The sequence below is a fragment of the Branchiibius cervicis genome (genome assembly GCF_042661605.1).
Taxonomy (GTDB): domain Bacteria; phylum Actinomycetota; class Actinomycetes; order Actinomycetales; family Dermatophilaceae; genus Branchiibius; species Branchiibius cervicis.
The window spans coordinates 828284-847356 of sequence record NZ_JBHSWJ010000002.1 but is presented as its reverse complement, the minus strand read 5'-3'; the positions used below and the strand labels follow the sequence as shown (position 1 = coordinate 847356).

The 19073-nt window shown below is 64.5% G+C and carries 14 protein-coding genes and 1 pseudogene; 11 read left to right on the top strand and 4 right to left on the bottom strand.

Annotated features, from left to right (window positions below):
- Positions 1-160 precede the first annotated feature (160 nt).
- The 5 genes from ACFQBT_RS04670 (at position 161) to ACFQBT_RS04650 (ending at position 10397) form a co-directional block, all read left to right on the top strand.
- Positions 161-5305 (top strand): PKD domain-containing protein, encoded by a 5145-nt coding sequence (locus tag ACFQBT_RS04670; protein WP_377820755.1) that lies wholly within the window; start codon positions 161-163, stop codon positions 5303-5305.
- 391 nt (positions 5306-5696) lie between these two features.
- The gene (locus ACFQBT_RS04665) at positions 5697-7439 is read left to right on the top strand and encodes a right-handed parallel beta-helix repeat-containing protein (protein WP_377820754.1); all 1743 of its coding nucleotides are present in this window, start codon (positions 5697-5699) and stop codon (positions 7437-7439) included.
- On the top strand, positions 7436-8032 hold the full coding sequence (locus ACFQBT_RS04660) for a hypothetical protein (RefSeq protein WP_377820753.1): 597 nt from the start codon (positions 7436-7438) through the stop codon (positions 8030-8032). The genes ACFQBT_RS04665 and ACFQBT_RS04660 overlap by 4 nt, the downstream gene beginning before the upstream one ends.
- Before the next feature lie 106 nt (positions 8033-8138).
- Positions 8139-9914 (top strand): right-handed parallel beta-helix repeat-containing protein, encoded by a 1776-nt coding sequence (locus ACFQBT_RS04655; protein ID WP_377820751.1) that lies wholly within the window; start codon positions 8139-8141, stop codon positions 9912-9914.
- 51 nt (positions 9915-9965) lie between these two features.
- Positions 9966-10397 carry an FAD synthase family protein gene (locus tag ACFQBT_RS04650; RefSeq protein WP_377820750.1) on the top strand — a complete coding sequence of 144 codons (432 nt, stop codon included), beginning with the start codon at positions 9966-9968 and terminating at the stop codon, positions 10395-10397.
- A gap of 5 nt (positions 10398-10402) precedes the next feature.
- On the opposite strand, the gene ACFQBT_RS04645 is transcribed toward ACFQBT_RS04650, so the two are convergent.
- Positions 10403-11152 (bottom strand): CDP-alcohol phosphatidyltransferase family protein, encoded by a 750-nt coding sequence (locus ACFQBT_RS04645; protein WP_377820748.1) that lies wholly within the window; start codon positions 11150-11152, stop codon positions 10403-10405.
- Between the two features lie 177 nt (positions 11153-11329).
- Here ACFQBT_RS04645 and ACFQBT_RS04640 point away from each other — a divergent pair, with 177 nt between their 5' ends.
- The 3 genes and pseudogenes from ACFQBT_RS04640 (at position 11330) to ACFQBT_RS04630 (ending at position 14038) form a co-directional block, all read left to right on the top strand.
- Positions 11330-12517 (top strand): glycosyltransferase family 4 protein, encoded by a 1188-nt coding sequence (locus ACFQBT_RS04640; protein ID WP_377820747.1) that lies wholly within the window; start codon positions 11330-11332, stop codon positions 12515-12517.
- Between the two features lie 41 nt (positions 12518-12558).
- The gene (rfbA, locus tag ACFQBT_RS04635; protein ID WP_377820746.1) at positions 12559-13443 is read left to right on the top strand and encodes a glucose-1-phosphate thymidylyltransferase RfbA; all 885 of its coding nucleotides are present in this window, start codon (positions 12559-12561) and stop codon (positions 13441-13443) included.
- Positions 13440-14038, top strand: a pseudogene (locus ACFQBT_RS04630) (dTDP-4-dehydrorhamnose 3,5-epimerase family protein). The gene rfbA and the pseudogene ACFQBT_RS04630 overlap by 4 nt, the downstream one beginning before the upstream one ends.
- Here the strand turns inward: ACFQBT_RS04630 and ACFQBT_RS04625 are convergent.
- The 3 genes from ACFQBT_RS04625 to ACFQBT_RS04615 are packed head-to-tail and all read right to left on the bottom strand — an operon-like array spanning position 14024 to position 15804.
- Complete coding sequence (locus tag ACFQBT_RS04625; protein WP_377820744.1) at positions 14024-14488, bottom strand: PTS sugar transporter subunit IIA; 465 nt, start codon at positions 14486-14488, stop codon at positions 14024-14026. The pseudogene ACFQBT_RS04630 and the gene ACFQBT_RS04625 overlap by 15 nt on opposite strands.
- The gene (locus ACFQBT_RS04620; RefSeq protein WP_377820742.1) at positions 14485-14715 is read right to left on the bottom strand and encodes a PTS sugar transporter subunit IIB; all 231 of its coding nucleotides are present in this window, start codon (positions 14713-14715) and stop codon (positions 14485-14487) included. Before ACFQBT_RS04620 ends, ACFQBT_RS04625 begins: the two co-directional genes overlap by 4 nt.
- 42 nt (positions 14716-14757) lie before the next feature.
- Positions 14758-15804: an SIS domain-containing protein gene (locus tag ACFQBT_RS04615; RefSeq protein ID WP_377820740.1), complete on the bottom strand. Its 1047-nt coding sequence runs from the start codon at positions 15802-15804 to the stop codon at positions 14758-14760.
- A 134-nt stretch (positions 15805-15938) separates the two neighbouring features.
- Between ACFQBT_RS04615 and ACFQBT_RS04610 the strand changes: the two genes are divergently transcribed.
- The 3 genes from ACFQBT_RS04610 to nagA are packed head-to-tail and all read left to right on the top strand — an operon-like array spanning position 15939 to position 19065.
- Entirely contained in the window at positions 15939-16685 is a 747-nt protein-coding gene (locus ACFQBT_RS04610; RefSeq protein WP_377820739.1) for a GntR family transcriptional regulator, read from the top strand.
- A complete protein-coding gene (locus ACFQBT_RS04605; protein WP_377820737.1) occupies positions 16685-17947 on the top strand; it encodes a PTS transporter subunit EIIC in 1263 nt (420 codons plus the stop codon). Before ACFQBT_RS04610 ends, ACFQBT_RS04605 begins: the two co-directional genes overlap by 1 nt.
- Positions 17944-19065 (top strand): N-acetylglucosamine-6-phosphate deacetylase, encoded by a 1122-nt coding sequence (nagA, locus tag ACFQBT_RS04600; protein WP_377820736.1) that lies wholly within the window; start codon positions 17944-17946, stop codon positions 19063-19065. The genes ACFQBT_RS04605 and nagA overlap by 4 nt, the downstream gene beginning before the upstream one ends.
- Positions 19066-19073 lie beyond the last annotated feature (8 nt).

Genomic DNA, 19073 nt, shown 5'->3' with positions numbered 1-19073 from the left:
TTGGCAACTCCTTACCATTGCCATGCGCTGTCTTTACTCTTCCTTGAACCAGGGGGCCCTCGTGCTTCGTTCGTTCGGTGTCCCCGGACCTGCAACCAAGTCTGCTAGCTCTTCCAGTCACACCGTCCGACGCACTCTCGCGCGTATCGCGGCGCTGACCGTGGCAATCCTGGTGGCTGCGCTGCTCACGCCGTTAACGGCGGCCCGCGCTGATACGTCTCCGATCGCCGACCGTCCCACGGGCTTGGTCACCGCCGACTCACTTCCCACGGCCCAGATCAACGGGATCGCCTGGGCGCAGGCGGTCTCAGGGGACACAGTGTTCGTCGGCGGCAAGTTCACCAGTGCGCGACCAGCAGGCGCGGCTGCCGGCACGAATGAAACTTCCCGGAACAATCTGATGGCCTACTCCATCAGCACTGGCGTTATGACCTCCTGGAACCCCAACGCCAACGGCCAAATCCTTGCCATGGCGCTGTCTCCCGATGGCAGCCGACTTTACGTGGCGGGCAGCTTTACGACGATCGGCGGCCGAACCGCCAATCGGATCGCCGCACTTGATCCGGCCACCGGTGCTCTCATCTCCTCGTTCAACGTCACAGCGGATTCCCAGGTGACCTCTCTGGCTGTTACCAACTCAGCGGTCTACTTCGGTGGGATCTTCTCGACGGTCAATAACACGGCGCGCAGCCGGGTTGCCGCGGTGTCCGCGACCACCGGCGCACTTCTGCCCTGGAATCCGGGCGCAGACGCCAAGGTCTACTCGATGACGATGAACCCGAGCAAGAGCCTGGTCATCGTGGGCGGCTCGTTCGACCAGATTGGCGGCCAAAGCGCGACCGGCTTGGGAGCCCTGGACCCGACCACCGGTGCTCGGGTGTACTGGGCAGCGACTGACACCGTGACCGCCTGGGGTGTGACCTCTCAGGGTGGCGCGGCGATCTACAGCCTGAGCACCGACGGCTCGAATGTCTACGGCACGGCTTACAACTACTACGGGTACGGCAATCTCGAAGGAACGTTCTCTGCTGACGGCAACACTGGTGCTATCAACTGGGTGGAGGACTGCCACGGTGACACCTACGGGGTGTTTGCCAACGATGCGGCCGTCTATACGGTGAGCCACGCCCACTACTGCGCCAATATCGGCGGCTTCCCGCAGAGCGACCCCTGGTCGACCAACATGCGCCACGCGCTGGCGTTCACCAAGCAAGCGACCGGAACGATCGCCCACGACACGATGGGCTACCACGACTGGTACGGAACCGCCTCGCCGTCGCTGATCAACTGGTTCCCGGACATCGCTGTGGGGACACTGTCGGGCCAAAGCCAGGCCGCTTGGGCAATCAACGGCAACTCAAACTACGTTGTGGTCGGGGGCGAGTTCCCCACCATCAACGGCGGAGCCCAGGCCGGTCTAGGTCGATTTGCCGTGCCCTCCAAGTCCACCAACAAGCAGGGCCCCCGGCTTGGCGGAACAAATTGGGTCCCTACGGTGACAGCGTTGTCCAACACCGTAGGCCGTGTGTCAATCCCGGCTAACTGGGATCGCGACAATTCCAACCTGACCTACTCCGTGGTTCGCGGAGGCAAGGTCGTCTACACGACCACGGCTACGTCGCAATTCTGGAACACGCCGACCATCAGCTTCATGGACACCGGTCTCACCGCCGGCCAGACGTACAACTACTACGTCAAAGCCACGGATGCAGACGGAAACGCCAACTACTCTCAAACCGTTTCTGTCACGATGCCGACCAATCTGGCCACCAGTGCTTACCTAATGGATGTCCTGAACGACGGCGCATCCAACTACTGGCGCTTGGGCGAGACCAGCGGCACGACCGCTACGGACATTGCTGGCTCCTCGCCCATGACCGCCAGCGGTGCAACCCAGGGCGCGGCGGGCGCTCTGTTGAACGACAGCAACACGGCCTACAGCTTCGCCGGATCAAGCAGCTCGTTCGCCTCAACACAGACGCCGGTCGTCGGACCGAACCTGTTCACCTCCGAGGTCTGGTTCCAAACGACGAGTACCAGCGGCGGAAAGATCCTCGGCTTCGGCAGCTCGAACACGGGCAACAGCAGTAGCTACGACCGTCATCTCTACATGACCCCAAGTGGTCAAGTGGTCTTCGGTGTGTATAACAACGCGGTGTCGACGGTGACCTCACCGAAGACCTACAACGACGGCAAATGGCACTACGCGGTCGCATCGCTGTCGTCTGCAGGAATGGTCCTGTACCTGGACGGCAAGAAGGTCGGTACCAACACCACGGCGACCGCCGGCCAGCCCTTCTCGGGCTACTGGCGTCTCGGTGGCGACAACCTCGGTGGCTGGCCGGGTAGCAGCAACGGCTACTTCGCCGGCGCCATCGACGAGGCGGCCATCTATCCGACCGCGCTGACTCCGACGCAGATCCAGCAGCACTACACCGACAGTGGTCGCACGGTCCCGACCGTCACCGCGCCGGCCGACGCCTACGGCAAGGCTGTGTTCAACGATCAACCGGATGTCTACTACCGAATGACGGACACAACCACCAAGGCGACGGACGTCTCCGGCAACGGGAACGACGGCCTGTACAGCGGCGGCTACACTCAGGGCGCCGCTGGCTCCCCCACCGGCGGCGGTTCTGGCGTCACGTTCGATGGTTCGAGTGGCACGTTGGGCTCCGCCGGCCCGGTCGTCGGTCCTTCGACGTACACCGAGGAGTCATGGTTCAAGACCACCACCACTGCCGGTGGCAAGATCATGGGCTTCGGCGACCAGCAGACCGGTAACAGTGGCAACTACGACCGCCACGTCTACATGCTGCCCTCGGGCCAGCTCGTCTTCGGCACCTGGACCGGCCAAACCAACTTGGCTACCAGCAGCGCGGCCTACAACGACGGGAACTGGCACTACGTCGTCGCGACCCAGGGTTCGGACGGGATGACCCTGTATGTCGACGGTGTTGTGGTCGCTACGAACGCGCAGACGAGCCAGCAGGCCTACAACGGATACTGGCGCGTCGGGGGTGACTCCTCCTGGGCCGGCAGCAACTACTTCGCCGGCACCATCGATGAGGCTGCTTTCTACAGCAGCGAGTTGAGCCCGCGGCAGATCGCTGCTCATTACAACGCGGCCACCGTGAACCACGCCCCGACGGCTTCCTTCACGGCGACGGCCAGCGGTCTGACAGCTTCTGTCGACGGCTCGGCATCCTCGGATCCCGACACCGGTGACTCGGTAGCGTCCTACGTCTGGGACTTCGGAGACGGCTCGCAGCCGGTGACCACCACCACCCCGACGACGTCCCACACCTACAGTGCGGGCGGGAGCTACACGATCACGCTGACGGTCAAGGACAGCTCGGGTACGGCTTCCACCGCCACCACCCACGCTGTGACGGTGGCCGCACCGCCGGCGAACGTGCCCCCCGTAGCGGCGTTCACCTCCAGCGTGGCGCACAACGTCGCGAGCTTCGACGGCTCGGGTTCGAGCGACAGCGACGGCACCGTAGCTTCCTACGACTGGGACTTCGGAGACGGCAGCACCCACGCCACCACCGCCAAGCCCAACCACACCTACACGTCGGCCGGCAGCTACAACGTCACGCTGACCGTCACCGACAACCAGGGCGCGACGAACTCGGTGACCAAGTCGATCACCGTCGGCGGCTCCAACCAGGCACCGGCAGCAGCGTTCACCTCGAGCGTGGCCGGCCGCGTGGCGTCCTTCGACGGCACGGGGTCGAGCGACAGCGACGGCACCGTAGCTTCCTACGACTGGGACTTCGGAGACGGCAGCACCCACGCCACCACCGCCAAGCCCAACCACACCTACACGTCGGCCGGCAGCTACAACGTCACGCTGACCGTCACCGACAACGATGGTGCGACCGGTTCGGTCACGCACTCGGTGACGGTGGTGAACCAGCCCCCGACAGCGGCGTTCACCTCCAGCGTGGCGCACAACGTCGCGAGCTTCGACGGCACGGGGTCGAGCGACAGCGACGGCACCGTGGCTTCCTACGACTGGGACTTCGGAGACGGAAGCACCCACGCCACCACCGCCAAGCCCAACCACACCTACACGTCGGCCGGCAGCTACAACGTCACGCTGACCGTCACCGACAACGACGGTGGCACCAACGCCCTGACCAAAACGGTCACGGTGGGCGGAGCCAACCAACCGCCGACGGTCGTCTGGTCTTCGAGTGTGAGTGGCCTCGTTGCCACGTTCTCGTCGGCCGGAACAACCGACGCGGATGGAACAGTGGCCGGTCTGTCCTGGGACTTCGGGGATGGTTCGGGAACGAGCACGTCGGCGAACCCGTCGTACACCTACACCCGCAGCGGTACGTACCAGGTCACGCTCACGGCAACCGACAACGACGGCGCGAAGACCTCGGTCACCCACGCCGTCACCATCGCCAACCAGCCGCCGACGGCCTCGTTCAAGGCCACGGCGAACCAGTTGGCCGTGGCGTTCGATTCCTCGGCTTCCAGTGACCCGGAGAACGACTCGCTCACGTACGCGTGGGACTTCGGAGACGGGTCGGGTACGAGCACGGCCGCTAACCCGAACTACACGTACGGGACGGCGGGCACCTACACCGTGAAGCTCACAGTGAACGACGGGCATGGGAACTCGGCGTCGACGTCGCGGCAGCTCACCGTGAGCGCGGTTCCCGCCGACATCGCCACGGACACGTTCACGCGGACCACCACGAATGGTTGGGGAACGGCGGACAAGGGCGGTGCCTGGACGTTGTCCGGAACTGCATCCAAGTTCGCCACCAACGGCAACATCGGCACTATGACCGCGACGGGTCCCGGAAATGGTCAGACTGCCTACTTGAACGGGGTGTCCGCGGCCGACATCAACTGGGTCTTGGATACTTCGGTGCCCACGGTGGCAACCGGCGGCGGTTATTACATAACTCTTATGGGACGCCACACGAGCACCGGCGAGTACCGGCTGAAGCTGCTGTACCAGAGCACGGGCTCGGTTCAGCTGCTGTTGACCAAGGTCGTGTCCGGCACGGAGACATCGATCAAGACAGTGTCGGTGGCCGGTTTGACCTACACCGGTGGAGACGTGCTGCGCATCCGGTTCACCATCAAGGGCTCTGCTTTGACTGGGACAGTATGGAAAGCGACGGGCACCGAGCCGACGTCACCGCAACTGACCGCCAGCGATTCCACTGCGGCGCTGCAGCCGGCCGGCTCCATCGCGCTGCAGTCTTATCTGTCAGGCTCAGTAACCAACGCGCCAGTGATGTTCAGTTACGACAACCTGTCCGTCAAACCCAACTAGGTTAGTACCTGTAGATAAACACCCCGCTGAATGCGCGGCCGGTATATCCGGCCGCGCATTCACGTTTGGGTCGGAACGTCGCAGGCAGTGACTGCTGACCGTGCGAGAGCGCATAGCCGCGCCCGACCACCTACGAGGCATTGGTGTGCGTCGAACATCACACAGGCCGCTCCTCACAATCGGCCCCGTCGGGTCTACTAGCCTGGGCAAACCACCGCGGGCACAACAGCAATTCATCTCGGGGGATGAGCTTCCGCGAACGGTCGGTCGTAGGATGCGCCGGCCGGGTTTCCCCGAGGAAAGAACGATTGTCTTGACCGCGACGCCGGCCGCCCCTTCCCGCTCAACTGCACGTGCGCGAGCACGAAGGCTCCTTGCAATGGTGCTGTTCATGATGTTGGCACCCTTCTCACCATTGGTCGTACCGCCAGCGGAAGCAACCTTGGATTCGGCGGGCACTGCCGGGTCGGTTTCGGTGGGGTCGGCGGCGTATGCAGCTCCGGCGGGCGCGTTGTTCGTCTCGCCTGGTGGCAATGACCAAGCCTCTGGCCTGGTCGCAGCGCCTTTACGGACAGTGACTGCGGCCGTCAACCGGGCGACCGCTGGCCAGACCATCGTGCTACGTGCCGGCACCTACCACGAGTCGGTGACCATCCCTGCTGCGAAAAACGGGGTCACTATCCAGGCCTATCCCCATGAGACGGTCTGGTTCGATGGCACCAGCGCAGTCACCGGCTGGGCCCAGCAAGGCAGCGTCTACGTTCGCTCGAACTGGACCGCCCTGTTCAGCCACAACGCGAGCTTTATCAGCGGCCAGTATCCGAGCGGTCAGTCTCCGTTCGTCGGATCACAAAACCCCATGGCTGCTTGGCCCGACGCAGTATGGATCGACGACGTCCAGCAACGCCAAGTTGCCACCAAAGCACAAGTCGTACCCGGCACCTTTTTCGTGGACTACACCACTAAACAACTTGTTCTGGGCACCAACCCCTCCGGGCACTCCGTCCGCGCCAGTGACCTGCAGCAAGCCATCATCAGTCTCGCACCGTCTGTGAAACTCCAGGGCTTCGGCGTACGCCGTTACGCCACAACGCTGGACCAATTGGGAACAGTCCGAATCCAAGGAACCGGTTCCTCCCTACGTGACCTGGTCATCACCGAGAACTCCACGCAAGGCCTGAGCATCATCACCAGCAAGGTCCTCCTTGAACGCATCAGCTCCACGAATAACGGCATGACCGGGATCCACGGCAACAACGCCGACGGCTTGATCGTGCGCGACTGCCTTGCCCAAGGCAACAATGCCCAACAATTCAACCCTTCACCCTCCGCCGCAGGCATGAAGATCGGGCGAACCCGCGGAGTCACCGTCGAAAACAGCGAGTTCACTGCCAATCAAGCCAACGGCCTCTGGTTCGACGAGGCAGTCGTCGGCTTCACCGTTGTCGACAGCCGGTTCACCGGAAACACCGTCGGAGCCGAACTCGAACTCTCCGACACCGGGATCTTCGCGAATAACGCGATCACCGGCGGCAAGCAAGCGCTGTACATCTACAACACCGGCAACGTACAGGTCTACAACAACTCCTTCGCCAACTACACCGTCGGCGGAGTATTCATGTCCCAAGACCACCGACGCCAAGCCAACCCCGACGACCCCGGACACGACCCCCGATACCCCGCCGGTGACCCCACCAACCCCTGGCTGACCCGCAACATCACCGTAGCCAACAACACCTTCGGCGCCAGCCAGGGACTGTTCCAGGTCTACGCCCTGGACAAAGAAACAAAAATCCCCGCCGACAAAATGAACCTCACCATCAACGGCAACCAATTCGCACCCACCCCCACCATGGTCGGCTGGGGCGGCTCCGACAACGTCACCGTCACCAAATACACCACCCCAGCAGCCCTGGCCACCGCCAAGAACACCACCTGGCGCAACACCCAGGTCAACCCCCTACCACCAGCCCCACCACCGCAGGCAACGCCGCCGCTATCCCCCTCCCCGCCACCATCGCCACCACCATCGGCGCCACCACCGGCACCAAACAAGTCGGCCCCTACCTCAGCGGCGCATCCGAACAAACTGTGGCTCCCGTCGTCATCGCGAAAGACACGTTCACTCGGGTGACCAAGAGCGGATGGGGCAATGCCGACAAGGGCGGCGCGTGGACGTTGTCGGGAGTGAACACGCAGTTCGCAACAAACGGTTCGGTCGGCGCGATGACTGCCACCGGACCAGGCAACGGAAGTGCCTCCTACCTGCCTGGGGTTTCGGCCAAGGACATCAACTATTCGCTGGAGGTCACCGTTCCCAGGCAGTCCAGTGGTAGCGGGTACTACGCCACGCTCATAGGCCGACACACGACCAGCGGTGATTACCGGCTCAAGCTGATTTTTGGCAGCGCTGGCACCATCCGCCTTCAGGTCTCAAAGCTCGTCGCCAATTCAGAGACGGCTCTGCAGACGGTCGCTGTCAATGGTGTCAACTACACAGGCGGAAGCGCTCTGCGAGCGAGATTCGTGCTTAACGGTGCCACTCTCAGCGGCTCAGTGTGGTCTACCTCAGGCGCCGAGCCACGCTCGCCGCAGCTCTCGACGACGGACAACACACCAGCCCTTCAGTCACCGGGATCAGTGGGCCTTCAGTCGTATGTGTCCAGCGCTGCGAACAGTGGCGCGGTGACCTTCACCTACAACGACCTGCTTGTGCAGCCGGCCTGACGCAAACCCCGGACAAGCGGTGCCTGGCGATGGCAGGATCGACCAGACACGCGGTGGATCAGGTTGAACGTCGAGGGGGCAATGGCCGGTGTCGGGTTCGCAACCCATGGGCTTTCCGACCAAGACGGTCGCCGCCGCAGTTCTCGGCGCGGCCATCTGCACACTGATGCTGGTGATGCTCCCACGGACCAGTGACTCCTCGTACACGGGGTCGGTTTCGGTGGGGTCGGCGGCGTATGCAGCTCCGGCGGGCGCGTTGTTCGTCTCGCCTGGTGGCAATGACCAAGCCTCTGGCCTGGTCGCAGCGCCTTTACGGACAGTGACTGCGGCCGTCAACCGGGCGACCGCTGGCCAGACCATCGTGCTACGTGCCGGCACCTACCACGAGTCGGTGACCATCCCTGCTGCGAAAAACGGGGTCACTATCCAGGCCTATCCCCATGAGACGGTCTGGTTCGATGGCACCAGCGCAGTCACCGGCTGGGCCCAGCAAGGCAGCGTCTACGTTCGCTCGAACTGGACCGCCCTGTTCAGCCACAACGCGAGCTTTATCAGCGGCCAGTATCCGAGCGGTCAGTCTCCGTTCGTCGGATCACAAAACCCCATGGCTGCTTGGCCCGACGCAGTATGGATCGACGACGTCCAGCAACGCCAAGTTGCCACCAAAGCACAAGTCGTACCCGGCACCTTTTTCGTGGACTACACCACTAAACAACTTGTTCTGGGCACCAACCCCTCCGGGCACTCCGTCCGCGCCAGTGACCTGCAGCAAGCCATCATCAGTCTCGCACCGTCTGTGAAACTCCAGGGCTTCGGCGTACGCCGTTACGCCACAACGCTGGACCAATTGGGAACAGTCCGAATCCAAGGAACCGGTTCCTCCCTACGTGACCTGGTCATCACCGAGAACTCCACGCAAGGCCTGAGCATCATCACCAGCAAGGTCCTCCTTGAACGCATCAGCTCCACGAATAACGGCATGACCGGGATCCACGGCAACAACGCCGACGGCTTGATCGTGCGCGACTGCCTTGCCCAAGGCAACAATGCCCAACAATTCAACCCTTCACCCTCCGCCGCAGGCATGAAGATCGGGCGAACCCGCGGAGTCACCGTCGAAAACAGCGAGTTCACTGCCAATCAAGCCAACGGCCTCTGGTTCGACGAGGCAGTCGTCGGCTTCACCGTTGTCGACAGCCGGTTCACCGGAAACACCGTCGGAGCCGAACTCGAACTCTCCGACACCGGGATCTTCGCGAATAACGCGATCACCGGCGGCAAGCAAGCGCTGTACATCTACAACACCGGCAACGTACAGGTCTACAACAACTCCTTCGCCAACTACACCGTCGGCGGAGTATTCATGTCCCAAGACCACCGACGCCAAGCCAACCCCGACGACCCCGGACACGACCCCCGATACCCCGCCGGTGACCCCACCAACCCCTGGCTGACCCGCAACATCACCGTAGCCAACAACACCTTCGGCGCCAGCCAGGGACTGTTCCAGGTCTACGCCCTGGACAAAGAAACAAAAATCCCCGCCGACAAAATGAACCTCACCATCAACGGCAACCAATTCGCACCCACCCCCACCATGGTCGGCTGGGGCGGCTCCGACAACGTCACCGTCACCAAATACACCACCCCAGCAGCCCTGGCCACCGCCAAGAACACCACCTGGCGCAACACCCAGGTCAACCCCCTACCACCAGCCCCACCACCGCAGGCAACGCCGCCGCTATCCCCCTCCCCGCCACCATCGCCACCACCATCGGCGCCACCACCGGCACCAAACAAGTCGGCCCCTACCTCAGCGGCGCATCAGACAGCTGGAACAAGTAGACCTAAGGTGAGTAAACTCCAGGTCAAGAAACTCTAAAGGAAAGCGCGTCGTCGTCGCCGCGCGGATCGACTAGTGAGGTCGACGACAATGACCAAACCGCTCGTGGGATACCTACCCGGCGTGTTCGACATGTTCCACATCGGACATCTCAACGTGCTGCGGAACGCCAGGCTCAGCTGCGACTACCTCATCGCTGGCGTCGTCAGCGACGAGCGATCGCTGACTGCCAAGGGCAAAACCCCCGTCGTGCCGTTGATCGAGCGACTCGAAATCGTCCAAAGCATTCGCTACGTCGACGAGGCCGTTGTCGAAGACGTCCCGGAGAAGTTGCAGATGTGGGAGCGGCTGAAGTTCGACGTCATCATCAAGGGCGACGACTGGCGAGGAACCGACAAGGGCCGCAAGCTCGAAGCGGACTTCGCCAGCGTGGGCGTTCAGGTGGTCTACCTGCCTTACACCATGGTCACCTCGAGCACCATGCTGCGCCAGGCATTGCACTCCCGGCTCGCCGGCGAATAGCCGTCCTACAGAGCGGACATTTCTCGGTACCACCGGGCACACCCAAGCAAGAAGTAAGCAAGGTTGGCCAGCATCACCAGGGTGTACACGACCACGAATACTGGCGGTGCAGCGAGTAGCAACATGACTACGCAAAGTAGTCCGTAGTCGACAGGCAACACCAGCAGCGATGCGAGGACCGGCGCATGCTCATGAGGGTTCACCAGCGGCGTCGCTACCGCCGACTGTCCAGCTTTTGCAGCCGTCACCCTACGCAGTTGATCGGTGAGCGTGAGAGCGAAGTACGACGAGGCCTGCACCACACCGAACACCAAGGGCACCAGTAGCAGCGCTTCGCGAGGCAGGTCGAAGAACCGATACCACGAGATCAGTACGGCGGCATGCAGGCTCGAGACCTTAACGGCGTCCACCACGTGGTCCAGCCACTCACCGCCGGCCGATCCGCCGCCGCGCAGACGGGCCAGTTGCCCGTCAGCGGAATCCAGCGCGTAACCCAACGCCAAAAGCACCGCTACCGCCACGGCCATGCCAATTCCGGGATGCACCAACGCCAAAACCAGGATCCCGGCCGCACTACACAGCGCACTGAGCGCCGTCACCCTGTTCGGCGTCCACCCCCACACATAGGCCAGAGCCGCCAACTGGCGCCCGACCGGGCGGTTGACCCAGCGCGAGTAGCCACCGGCACCTCGGGCACTCTTCTGGGCTGACGCGAGCCGCTGCACAGCCTGCTGCCGATTCTCCATGGTGGACATCGTCTCTGGAAGGCCTCTCACCGTCTCCTAGGAACCAAGCGGAAAGCCAACCTTACGGAAATCTGGCGTTCAGCATGCAATTCCGTGACGAACTGCTAGCCTTCCCTAGACGTTTTATTTACCTTCCGTTGGGTTGACATCGGGGTCGCTCGCAGGTATTAGGAGCTCAAAACACACATGTCCACACAACGGCGGCGACTGCTGTTCATTCACTCCTCCGATGAGTTGTACGGCGCGGACCGCGTCCTGCTCGATCAGATCCTTGCGATTCCGGCAGGCGTCGACGTCGAGGTGTGGCTACCCGACGATCTTGAGCACGGAAGCTTTCCGTTGTGTCACCGCCTGGAACAGCTCGGGGTGACCGTGCGTCACCTTCCGCTGCCCATCATGCGACGCGCCTATCAGACCCCGACCGGTTTTCTGGGCCTCGGCGGCCGCAGCGTCAGTCTGGTACGTCGCCTGCGCGCCCACCAGCCGGACGTTGTCTACTGCACGACCAGCGCCACCTTCCTCGCCGCGCCCGCCGCACAACTCGCACAGGTGCCCCACGTCATCGGTCACGTCCACGAGATCTGGAGTGGCACTGACCGCCGGATCCTCGGCCCGCTGGCCCGCGGCTGCGATCAGCTCCTTGCGATCTCCAACGCGGTCGTCGACAGCCTGCCGGACGCACTTCGCAGCCGCACGGCCATCGTGCCCAACGGCACCAGCGATCCGGGACGGTCCCAGCCGCTGGACGAGCGCAGCGGCGGTTTGACCTATCTCGTCGCGAGCCGATGGAACGCCTGGAAAGGCCACGGCACGCTTCTGGAGGCCTGGCGTCATGTGTCTGACGCCCGCCTCATCGTGCTCGGCGCAGCCCCGCCGAGCGGTGTAGCCACCGACGTGCGGGCTCTGGCTGCGCAGGTCGACCATCCCGACACCATCGAGATCGTCGGCGAGGTCGAGGACATCTCCCCCTACCTGGAGCGTGCCGATGTCATGATCGTGCCCTCGGAGCAGCCGGAGCCGTTCGGATTGGTCGCCATCGAGGCGTTCGCCCGATCACGACCGGTTCTTGCTTCCGCCGCCGGCGGCCTGCTGGACATCGTCACCGCTGAGCACGACGGTTGGTTCTTCCCGCCCGGCGACGCCGCTGCCCTGGCCGATCTACTCAAGCGCATCGACCGGGCCGAAGTGACTCGCGCCAGCGCGGCCGCACGCTCGACCTTCGAGACTCGCTTCACCAGTGAGCGGTACGCCACTAATTGGTGGAACCTGGTCAACGACGCCAGCCACCTGGTGGCCCCGCAGCCCGCGTCACGGGCGTTCGCACGCAACATCCCCACCCCGGTGGGCGCTCAGCGGCATGCCACGGCCAGCTGAAGCGCTCATCGACCACTCGCCGTACCCGTAGGCTCGGGGCCATGAAAGGGATCATCCTGGCCGGTGGTTCGGGGACGCGACTGCACCCGATCACCCGCGGCATCAGCAAGCAGCTCATGCCGATCTACGACAAACCGATGATCTACTACCCGCTGTCCACGCTGCTGACCGCGGGGATCCGCGAAGTGCTGGTCATCACCACGCCGCACGACGCCGACCAGTTCCGCCGACTGCTCGGCGACGGGGCCGAGTGGGGTATCGACCTGCAGTACGCGGTGCAGGCCTCGCCCGACGGTCTCGGCCAGGCGTTCCTCATCGGCGAGGACTTCATCGGGTCCGACAGCGTGGCCCTGGTGCTGGGCGACAACATCTTCTATGGCCCCGGCCTGGGTACGGCGTTGACGGCAAACCGTTCCGTCACGGGCGGCAACATCTTCGCCTACCGGGTGGCCGACCCCTCGGCGTACGGCGTGGTGGAGTTCGACCCGGACGGCAAGGTGCTCTCGATCGAGGAAAAGCCGGCCGAGCCGCGCAGCCGGTACGCGGTGCCCGGACTGTACTTCTATGACAACGACGTGGTCTCGATCGCCAAGTCTCTTCGGCCTTCGGAACGCGGCGAACTGGAGATCACCGGTGTCAACGAGACCTACCTGCAGCGCGGCGATCTGACCGTCACTGTGCTTCCGCGCGGCACCGCGTGGTTCGACACCGGGACATTCCAGGGCATGATGGCAGCCGCCCAGTTCGTGCAGGCGATCGAGGAACGCCAGGGCGACAAGATCGGCTGCGTCGAAGAAGTCTGCTGGCGCAACGGCTGGTTGTCCGACGAGCAGTTGGCCGACCTCGCGCGACCGCTGGTCAAGAGTGGGTACGGCCAGTACCTGCTGCAACTACTGGAAGAGGAATACGAAGTGGTGCGATCGTGAAGTTCGAACCACTGCCGATCGAGGGTGCCTTCGTCGTCACCCCGCGACAATTCCCCGACGATCGAGGCGTCTTCCTCGAGGGATTCCGGGGCGACCTGCTCGGCGAGCACCTCGGCCATCGCCCGGACATCGTGCAAACCAACATCTCGGTGTCCGGCCGCGGCACCGTGCGCGGGATCCACTTCGCCGACCTGCCCCCGGGCAGGCCAAGTACGTCACCGCGGTGTCCGGCTCCCTGATCGACTACATCGTCGACATCCGCACGGGCTCGCCGACGTTCGGTCAATGGGCCGCCGTGCAGCTGGACACCGTCGACCGCCGGGCGGTGTACGTCGGTGAGGGCCTCGGGCATGCCTTCTGCGCTCTCGAGGACGACACGACCGCCGTCTACCTGTGCACTGCCGCCTATAACCCCGAACGCGAGCACGGTGTCCACCCGCTGGATCCGCGGCTGGCCCTCACCTTCCCCGAAGACATCGAGCCGCTCCTGTCGCCCAAAGACGCGGCGGCCCCGACGCTCAGCGAGGCCGAGTCATCGGGGCTGTTGCCGACGTACGAGCAGTACCTGTCCCTGCAGGCCTCACTCGCCACCTGAGTCGAACAACGTGTCCCCGGCGTGCACCTCGCGCGCCGGACCCGCATCCACCGAACCGGCCGGTCGGTCCAGCAGGACGACGGGGACGGTGCGCAACATACCTGCCGTCTCGCCCTCGCCGGTGATGTCGGCCGGGTTCCACCGGACCATCTGATCCCCCGCTTCGACGTAGTCACCCTGGGCCGCCAGCACTTCGAAGCCCTTTCCCTCCAGCTTCACCGTGTTGATCCCGAGGTGGACGAGAACCCCGAGCTTGTCCTGCTCGTTCAGGACCACGAACGCGTGGGGATGGACCTTGACGACCTTTCCGGCGATCGGTGATACCACCGTGGCCGGCTCGAGGAGCGGCTCGATGGCCACGCCCGGCCCCACCATCTCGCCGGCGAAGACGGGGTCCTCGACCTCGGTGATGGGAATGACCCGACCCGCGCAGGGTGCGAGCAGCTTCACATCAGGTCCTCGATGTCGTCGGCCAGGGTGTCGGCCTCCGGCCCGACGACGACCTGCACGACGTTGCCGGACACGACGACCCCGTGCGCTCCAGCCGCCTTCAGCGCGGCTTCGTCGACCAGCGAACCGTCCTCGACCTCCGTGCGCAGACGCGTGATGCACGGCTCGATCTCGACGATGTTGTCGGCGCCACCGAGGCCGGCCAGGATGTCTTCAGCTTTTCCCATGATGTGCTCCTTCTCGGTCAAATCCCGGGTTCGTAGTGGGGATCAGTCTGGATCCGTGGCGGTCACTTTGGCCAGACCTCGCGGATTGTCCGGATCCAGCCCCAGCGACAGGGCCAGCGACTCCACGATCAACTGGGCCGGAACGATCGATGCGATCGGCGAAAGCGCTTCGGTCAACCGCGGGCCCGCGACCGCTACGTCGACGGCGTCGGCGAATTGCGCGTTGCCTCCGATACCGACGGTCGTCGCACCGCGGGCGTCCAGGTCCTGCGCCAACTCGATCATCGGCGTACTCATCGGACCGTCGGCAGCGGACACCAGCACCGCCGACATACCGCCGGTCACCACCGAGATCGGACCGTGCCGCAGATCGGCGTAGGAGTAGCCGCGCACCGGGCGTAGGCAGGTCTCCTCCAGTTTGAGCGCCGTCTCCAGCGCCGTGCCCATCAGCAACCCCCTACCGCTGACCACGGCGTACGCCGAGTCCCTCAGTGCCGCAACGGCTTCGGGGACCCCGGCCCGCTCGGCCAGCAACCGCTGGATCTCATCGGGGATGGTCGCCAGCTCATCGTCGTACGCCGATGGGTCGCCTGATAGCGCGGTGCCCAGCACCGCCATGGCCACCGTCTGGGAGACGTAGGTCTTGGTAGCCGGAACGGCAAGCTCCGGGCCGGCCTGCGTCAGCAGACCGAGGTCGGCGGCGGCCAGCAACGGTGAGTCCGGCACGTTGGCCACGGCGATCGTCGCCGCACCGCAATCCTTGGCCCACTGCTGGGTCTGCACGATCTCCTCGGTCTGTCCCGACTGGGAGACGCTCACCACCAGCGCATCGGACAGGTCGAGCTTGGCGCCGTAGTGGGTGGCCACACTCGGCGACACGAGGCCGGCCAGCACACCGGAGTGGGTCTCCAGCAGGTAGCGACCGTAGATGGCGGCGTTGTCACTGCTGCCCCGGGCTACGAAGAGCACCTGCCGGCGCCCGGCATACGTCGCAGCAATTCGGTCCCGCAGCGGGATGAGCGCATCCAGCGTGTCCCGAACCGCCTGCGGCTGTTGAGCGATCTCCCGCCCCATCTGTGTCTCTCGCACATCTTCCACGTCAGGTGGCCTCCGATCGTTCCTTGACGCATTCCGTCGCTCGCAGCATGATATGCGAACTGGTCCGGACCAGACCGTACCAGTTCAACACCGCCTGAGACCAGCGTCAGGAGAGGGAGGATTCCGTGCCCATACGCCACATCACCGACGGGCCGGAGCCGAAATACGCGCAGCTGCGCGAAGCCCTCACGGTCATGGCCACTCGCGAGCTCCAGCCGGACGACGCCCTTCCCTCCGAGCGGGAGTTGATGCGCCGGTACGGCGTGTCCCGGGCGACCGTGCGCCGCGCCATCGAGAGCCTGACCGCGGACGGATTGCTGCACCGCATCCATGGAAAGGGCACGTTCGTCGCACGGCCCCGGTTGGAGTCCGACCTGCACCTGGCCTCGTTCAGCCAGGACATGGCCCGACGCGGATTCGCACCCTCGACAGCCATCCTCACTCTCGAAATCGGCACTCCCCCGCCGGAAGTCGCCCAACAACTCGAACTGCCGCGCCGGGGCCGTGCCTGGCGGCTCGAGCGCATCCGGTTCGCCGATGAGGTGCCCATCGCCTTGGAGGATGGCTGGTACCCGGCCCATCTGTTGCCCGATCTCGACCAACGCGATCTGACCGGGTCGCTGTACAAGGTGCTCGCCCAGGAGTACGGCCTGGTGATCGACCGCGCCGAGCAGACCCTGTGGGGCGAAACCGCCGATCCACAGACCGCGCGTCGCCTGAAGACCCCCGCCAACGCCGCCCTGCTGGTATTCCAGCGTCTCAGCACGGCACGCGGCGTCCCCGTCGAGTACGTCGTATCCCGCTACCGCGGCGACCGCTACTCGATCCACATGAGCCTCGACCAACCCCAACCCACCCCGAAGGAGCACTGATGAGTACCGCAGACGTGCCGGCGAGTTCGCCACCCGCCACCAACAAGAAACGCTTCAACCTGGCCCCCATCCAGAAGTTCGGCCGCAGTCTGATGCTGCCGATCGCCGCTTTGCCGGTGGCCGGTCTGATGCTGCGCCTCGGCCAGCCCGACCTCCTCGGCAAGGACGGTCTGGGCTGGGACAAGGTGGCGGCGGTCGTCGGCGCTGCCGGTAGCGCCCTGTTCAACAACCTGCCGCTGCTGTTCGCCGTCGGTATCGCCATCGGCATGGCCAAAAAGGCCGACGGCTCAACGGCTTTGGCCGCTGTCGTGGGCTACCTGGTCTTCAAGAGTGTCGGCGATGCGATGTCGCCCTACATCCTCGGCGAACCCAAAGAGGGAGCCACCCAGGACCTGATCAATTTCGGTGTGCTCGGCGGCATCATCGCGGGTCTGGTCTCGGCCTTCCTATGGCAGAAGTACCACCGGATCAAACTGCCTCCGTATCTCGCGTTCTTCGGCGGACGGCGGTTCGTGCCGATCATTACGGCGTTCGCGATGCTGATCATCTCGGTGCTGATGTCCTTCATCTACCAGCCGTTCAACACCGGCCTCACCGACCTGGGCAACTGGGTAGCGCACAACGACGTCATCGGCGGATTCGTCTACGGCACCGCGAACCGGTTGCTCATCCCGCTGGGCCTGCACCACATCCTCAACAACCCGCCGTGGTTCATCTTCGGCACCTACACCCCCGCCGGCGGCCAGCCGGTCCACGGTGACATCGCGCGGTTCCTGTCCGGCGACCCGACGGCAGGTGCCTTCATGACCGGCTTCTTCCCGATCATGATGTTCGCCCTCCCGGCCGCCGCCCTGGCGATCTACCAGGAGGCCAAGTTCAAGCACAAGAAGGCCGTCGGTGGCGTCATGCTCTCGGTCGCGCTGACCGCCTTCCTCACCGGTGTCACCGAGCCGCTGGAGTTCGCCTTCATGTTCGTCGCGTGGCCGCTCTACGTCATCCACGCTGTCCTGACCGGTACTTCGTTGGCACTGGTCAACGCGTTGGGCATCAAGGACGGGTTCTCTTTCAGCGCAGGACTTTTCGACTACGTGCTCAACTTCAACATCGCAACGAAGCCGCTGCTGTTGATACCCATCGGCCTGGGCTACGCAGTCGTGTACTACTTCCTGTTCCGCTTCGTCATCCGCAAGATGAACCTGAAGACCCCTGGTCGCGAGGACGACGACGAAGCCTCGATGGCGGAAGCAGACACCAGCGCGTGATCATCACCGCACCGCAGGTGCTCACCCCGGCGCGGACCCTCGCGCCGGGGTGGGTCGAGGTCTCCGGCGACTCGATCGTCGCGATCGGTGAGGGTACGCCGGCCGGCCGGGTCGACGTACCCCTCACCGGCACACTCGTGCCCGGCTTCGTGGACACCCACGTGCACGGTGGCGGCGGCGCCTCCTTCGACGCCGGCACAGCGGAGGCTGCCGAGACGGTCACGTCCGCGCACCTGGCCCACGGCACGACCTCGATGATCGCTTCGCTGGTCACGATGTCCCACGAGGACATGGACCGGGCGGTGCGCGAGCTGGCGTTGCTCACGAGCGACGGACGCCTTGCGGGCATCCATCTGGAAGGTCCGTGGCTGTCACCGCTGCATCGCGGAGCGCACGACCCGACGCTGCTGGAAAACCCCACACCGCAACGTATTTCGCGGGTTCTTGAACTCGGCGACACAGCGATCCGGATGGTCACGGTCGCCCCCGAACTGCCCGGTGGTTTGGAAGCCGTCGCGCACCTGGCGTCCTCGGGGGTCGTCGCCGCCGTCGGACACACCGACGCGACGTACGAGCAGGCAGCTCTGGCACTGACGTCCGGGGCGACGGCAGGCACCCACCTGTTCAATGCGATGACTCCGCTGAACCACCGCGCACCGGGTGCCGTTGGCGCGCTGCTGGATTCGGATGCGGTCGTGGAGTTGATCTGCGACGGGGTGCACCTGCACCCGGCCACGATCCGCATCGCCGCCGACGTCGCGCAGGAACGGTTCGTGCTGGTCACCGACGCGATGGCGGCGGCAGCGAGCGCCGATGGGGACTACCGCCTCGGCCCGCTCGATGTCTTCGTGCGCGACGGGGTCGCGCGACTGGCCGACGGCACGATCGCCGGTTCGACCCTGACAATGGCTCGAGCAGTGCAGTTCTGCGTTTCCGTCGTCGGGTTGCCGCTGGACGTCGTGCTACCCGCCGCGACCTCGAGGCCGGCGGAACACCTGGGGCTGGAGAGGGTGGGTTCGCTCGCGCCCGGCAACTTTGCCGACCTGGTGGAGTTGGACGAAACCCTTGAGGTCGCACGGGTGATGCGGCATGGATCCTGGTTGACGCCAATGCGTTGACCCCTTGG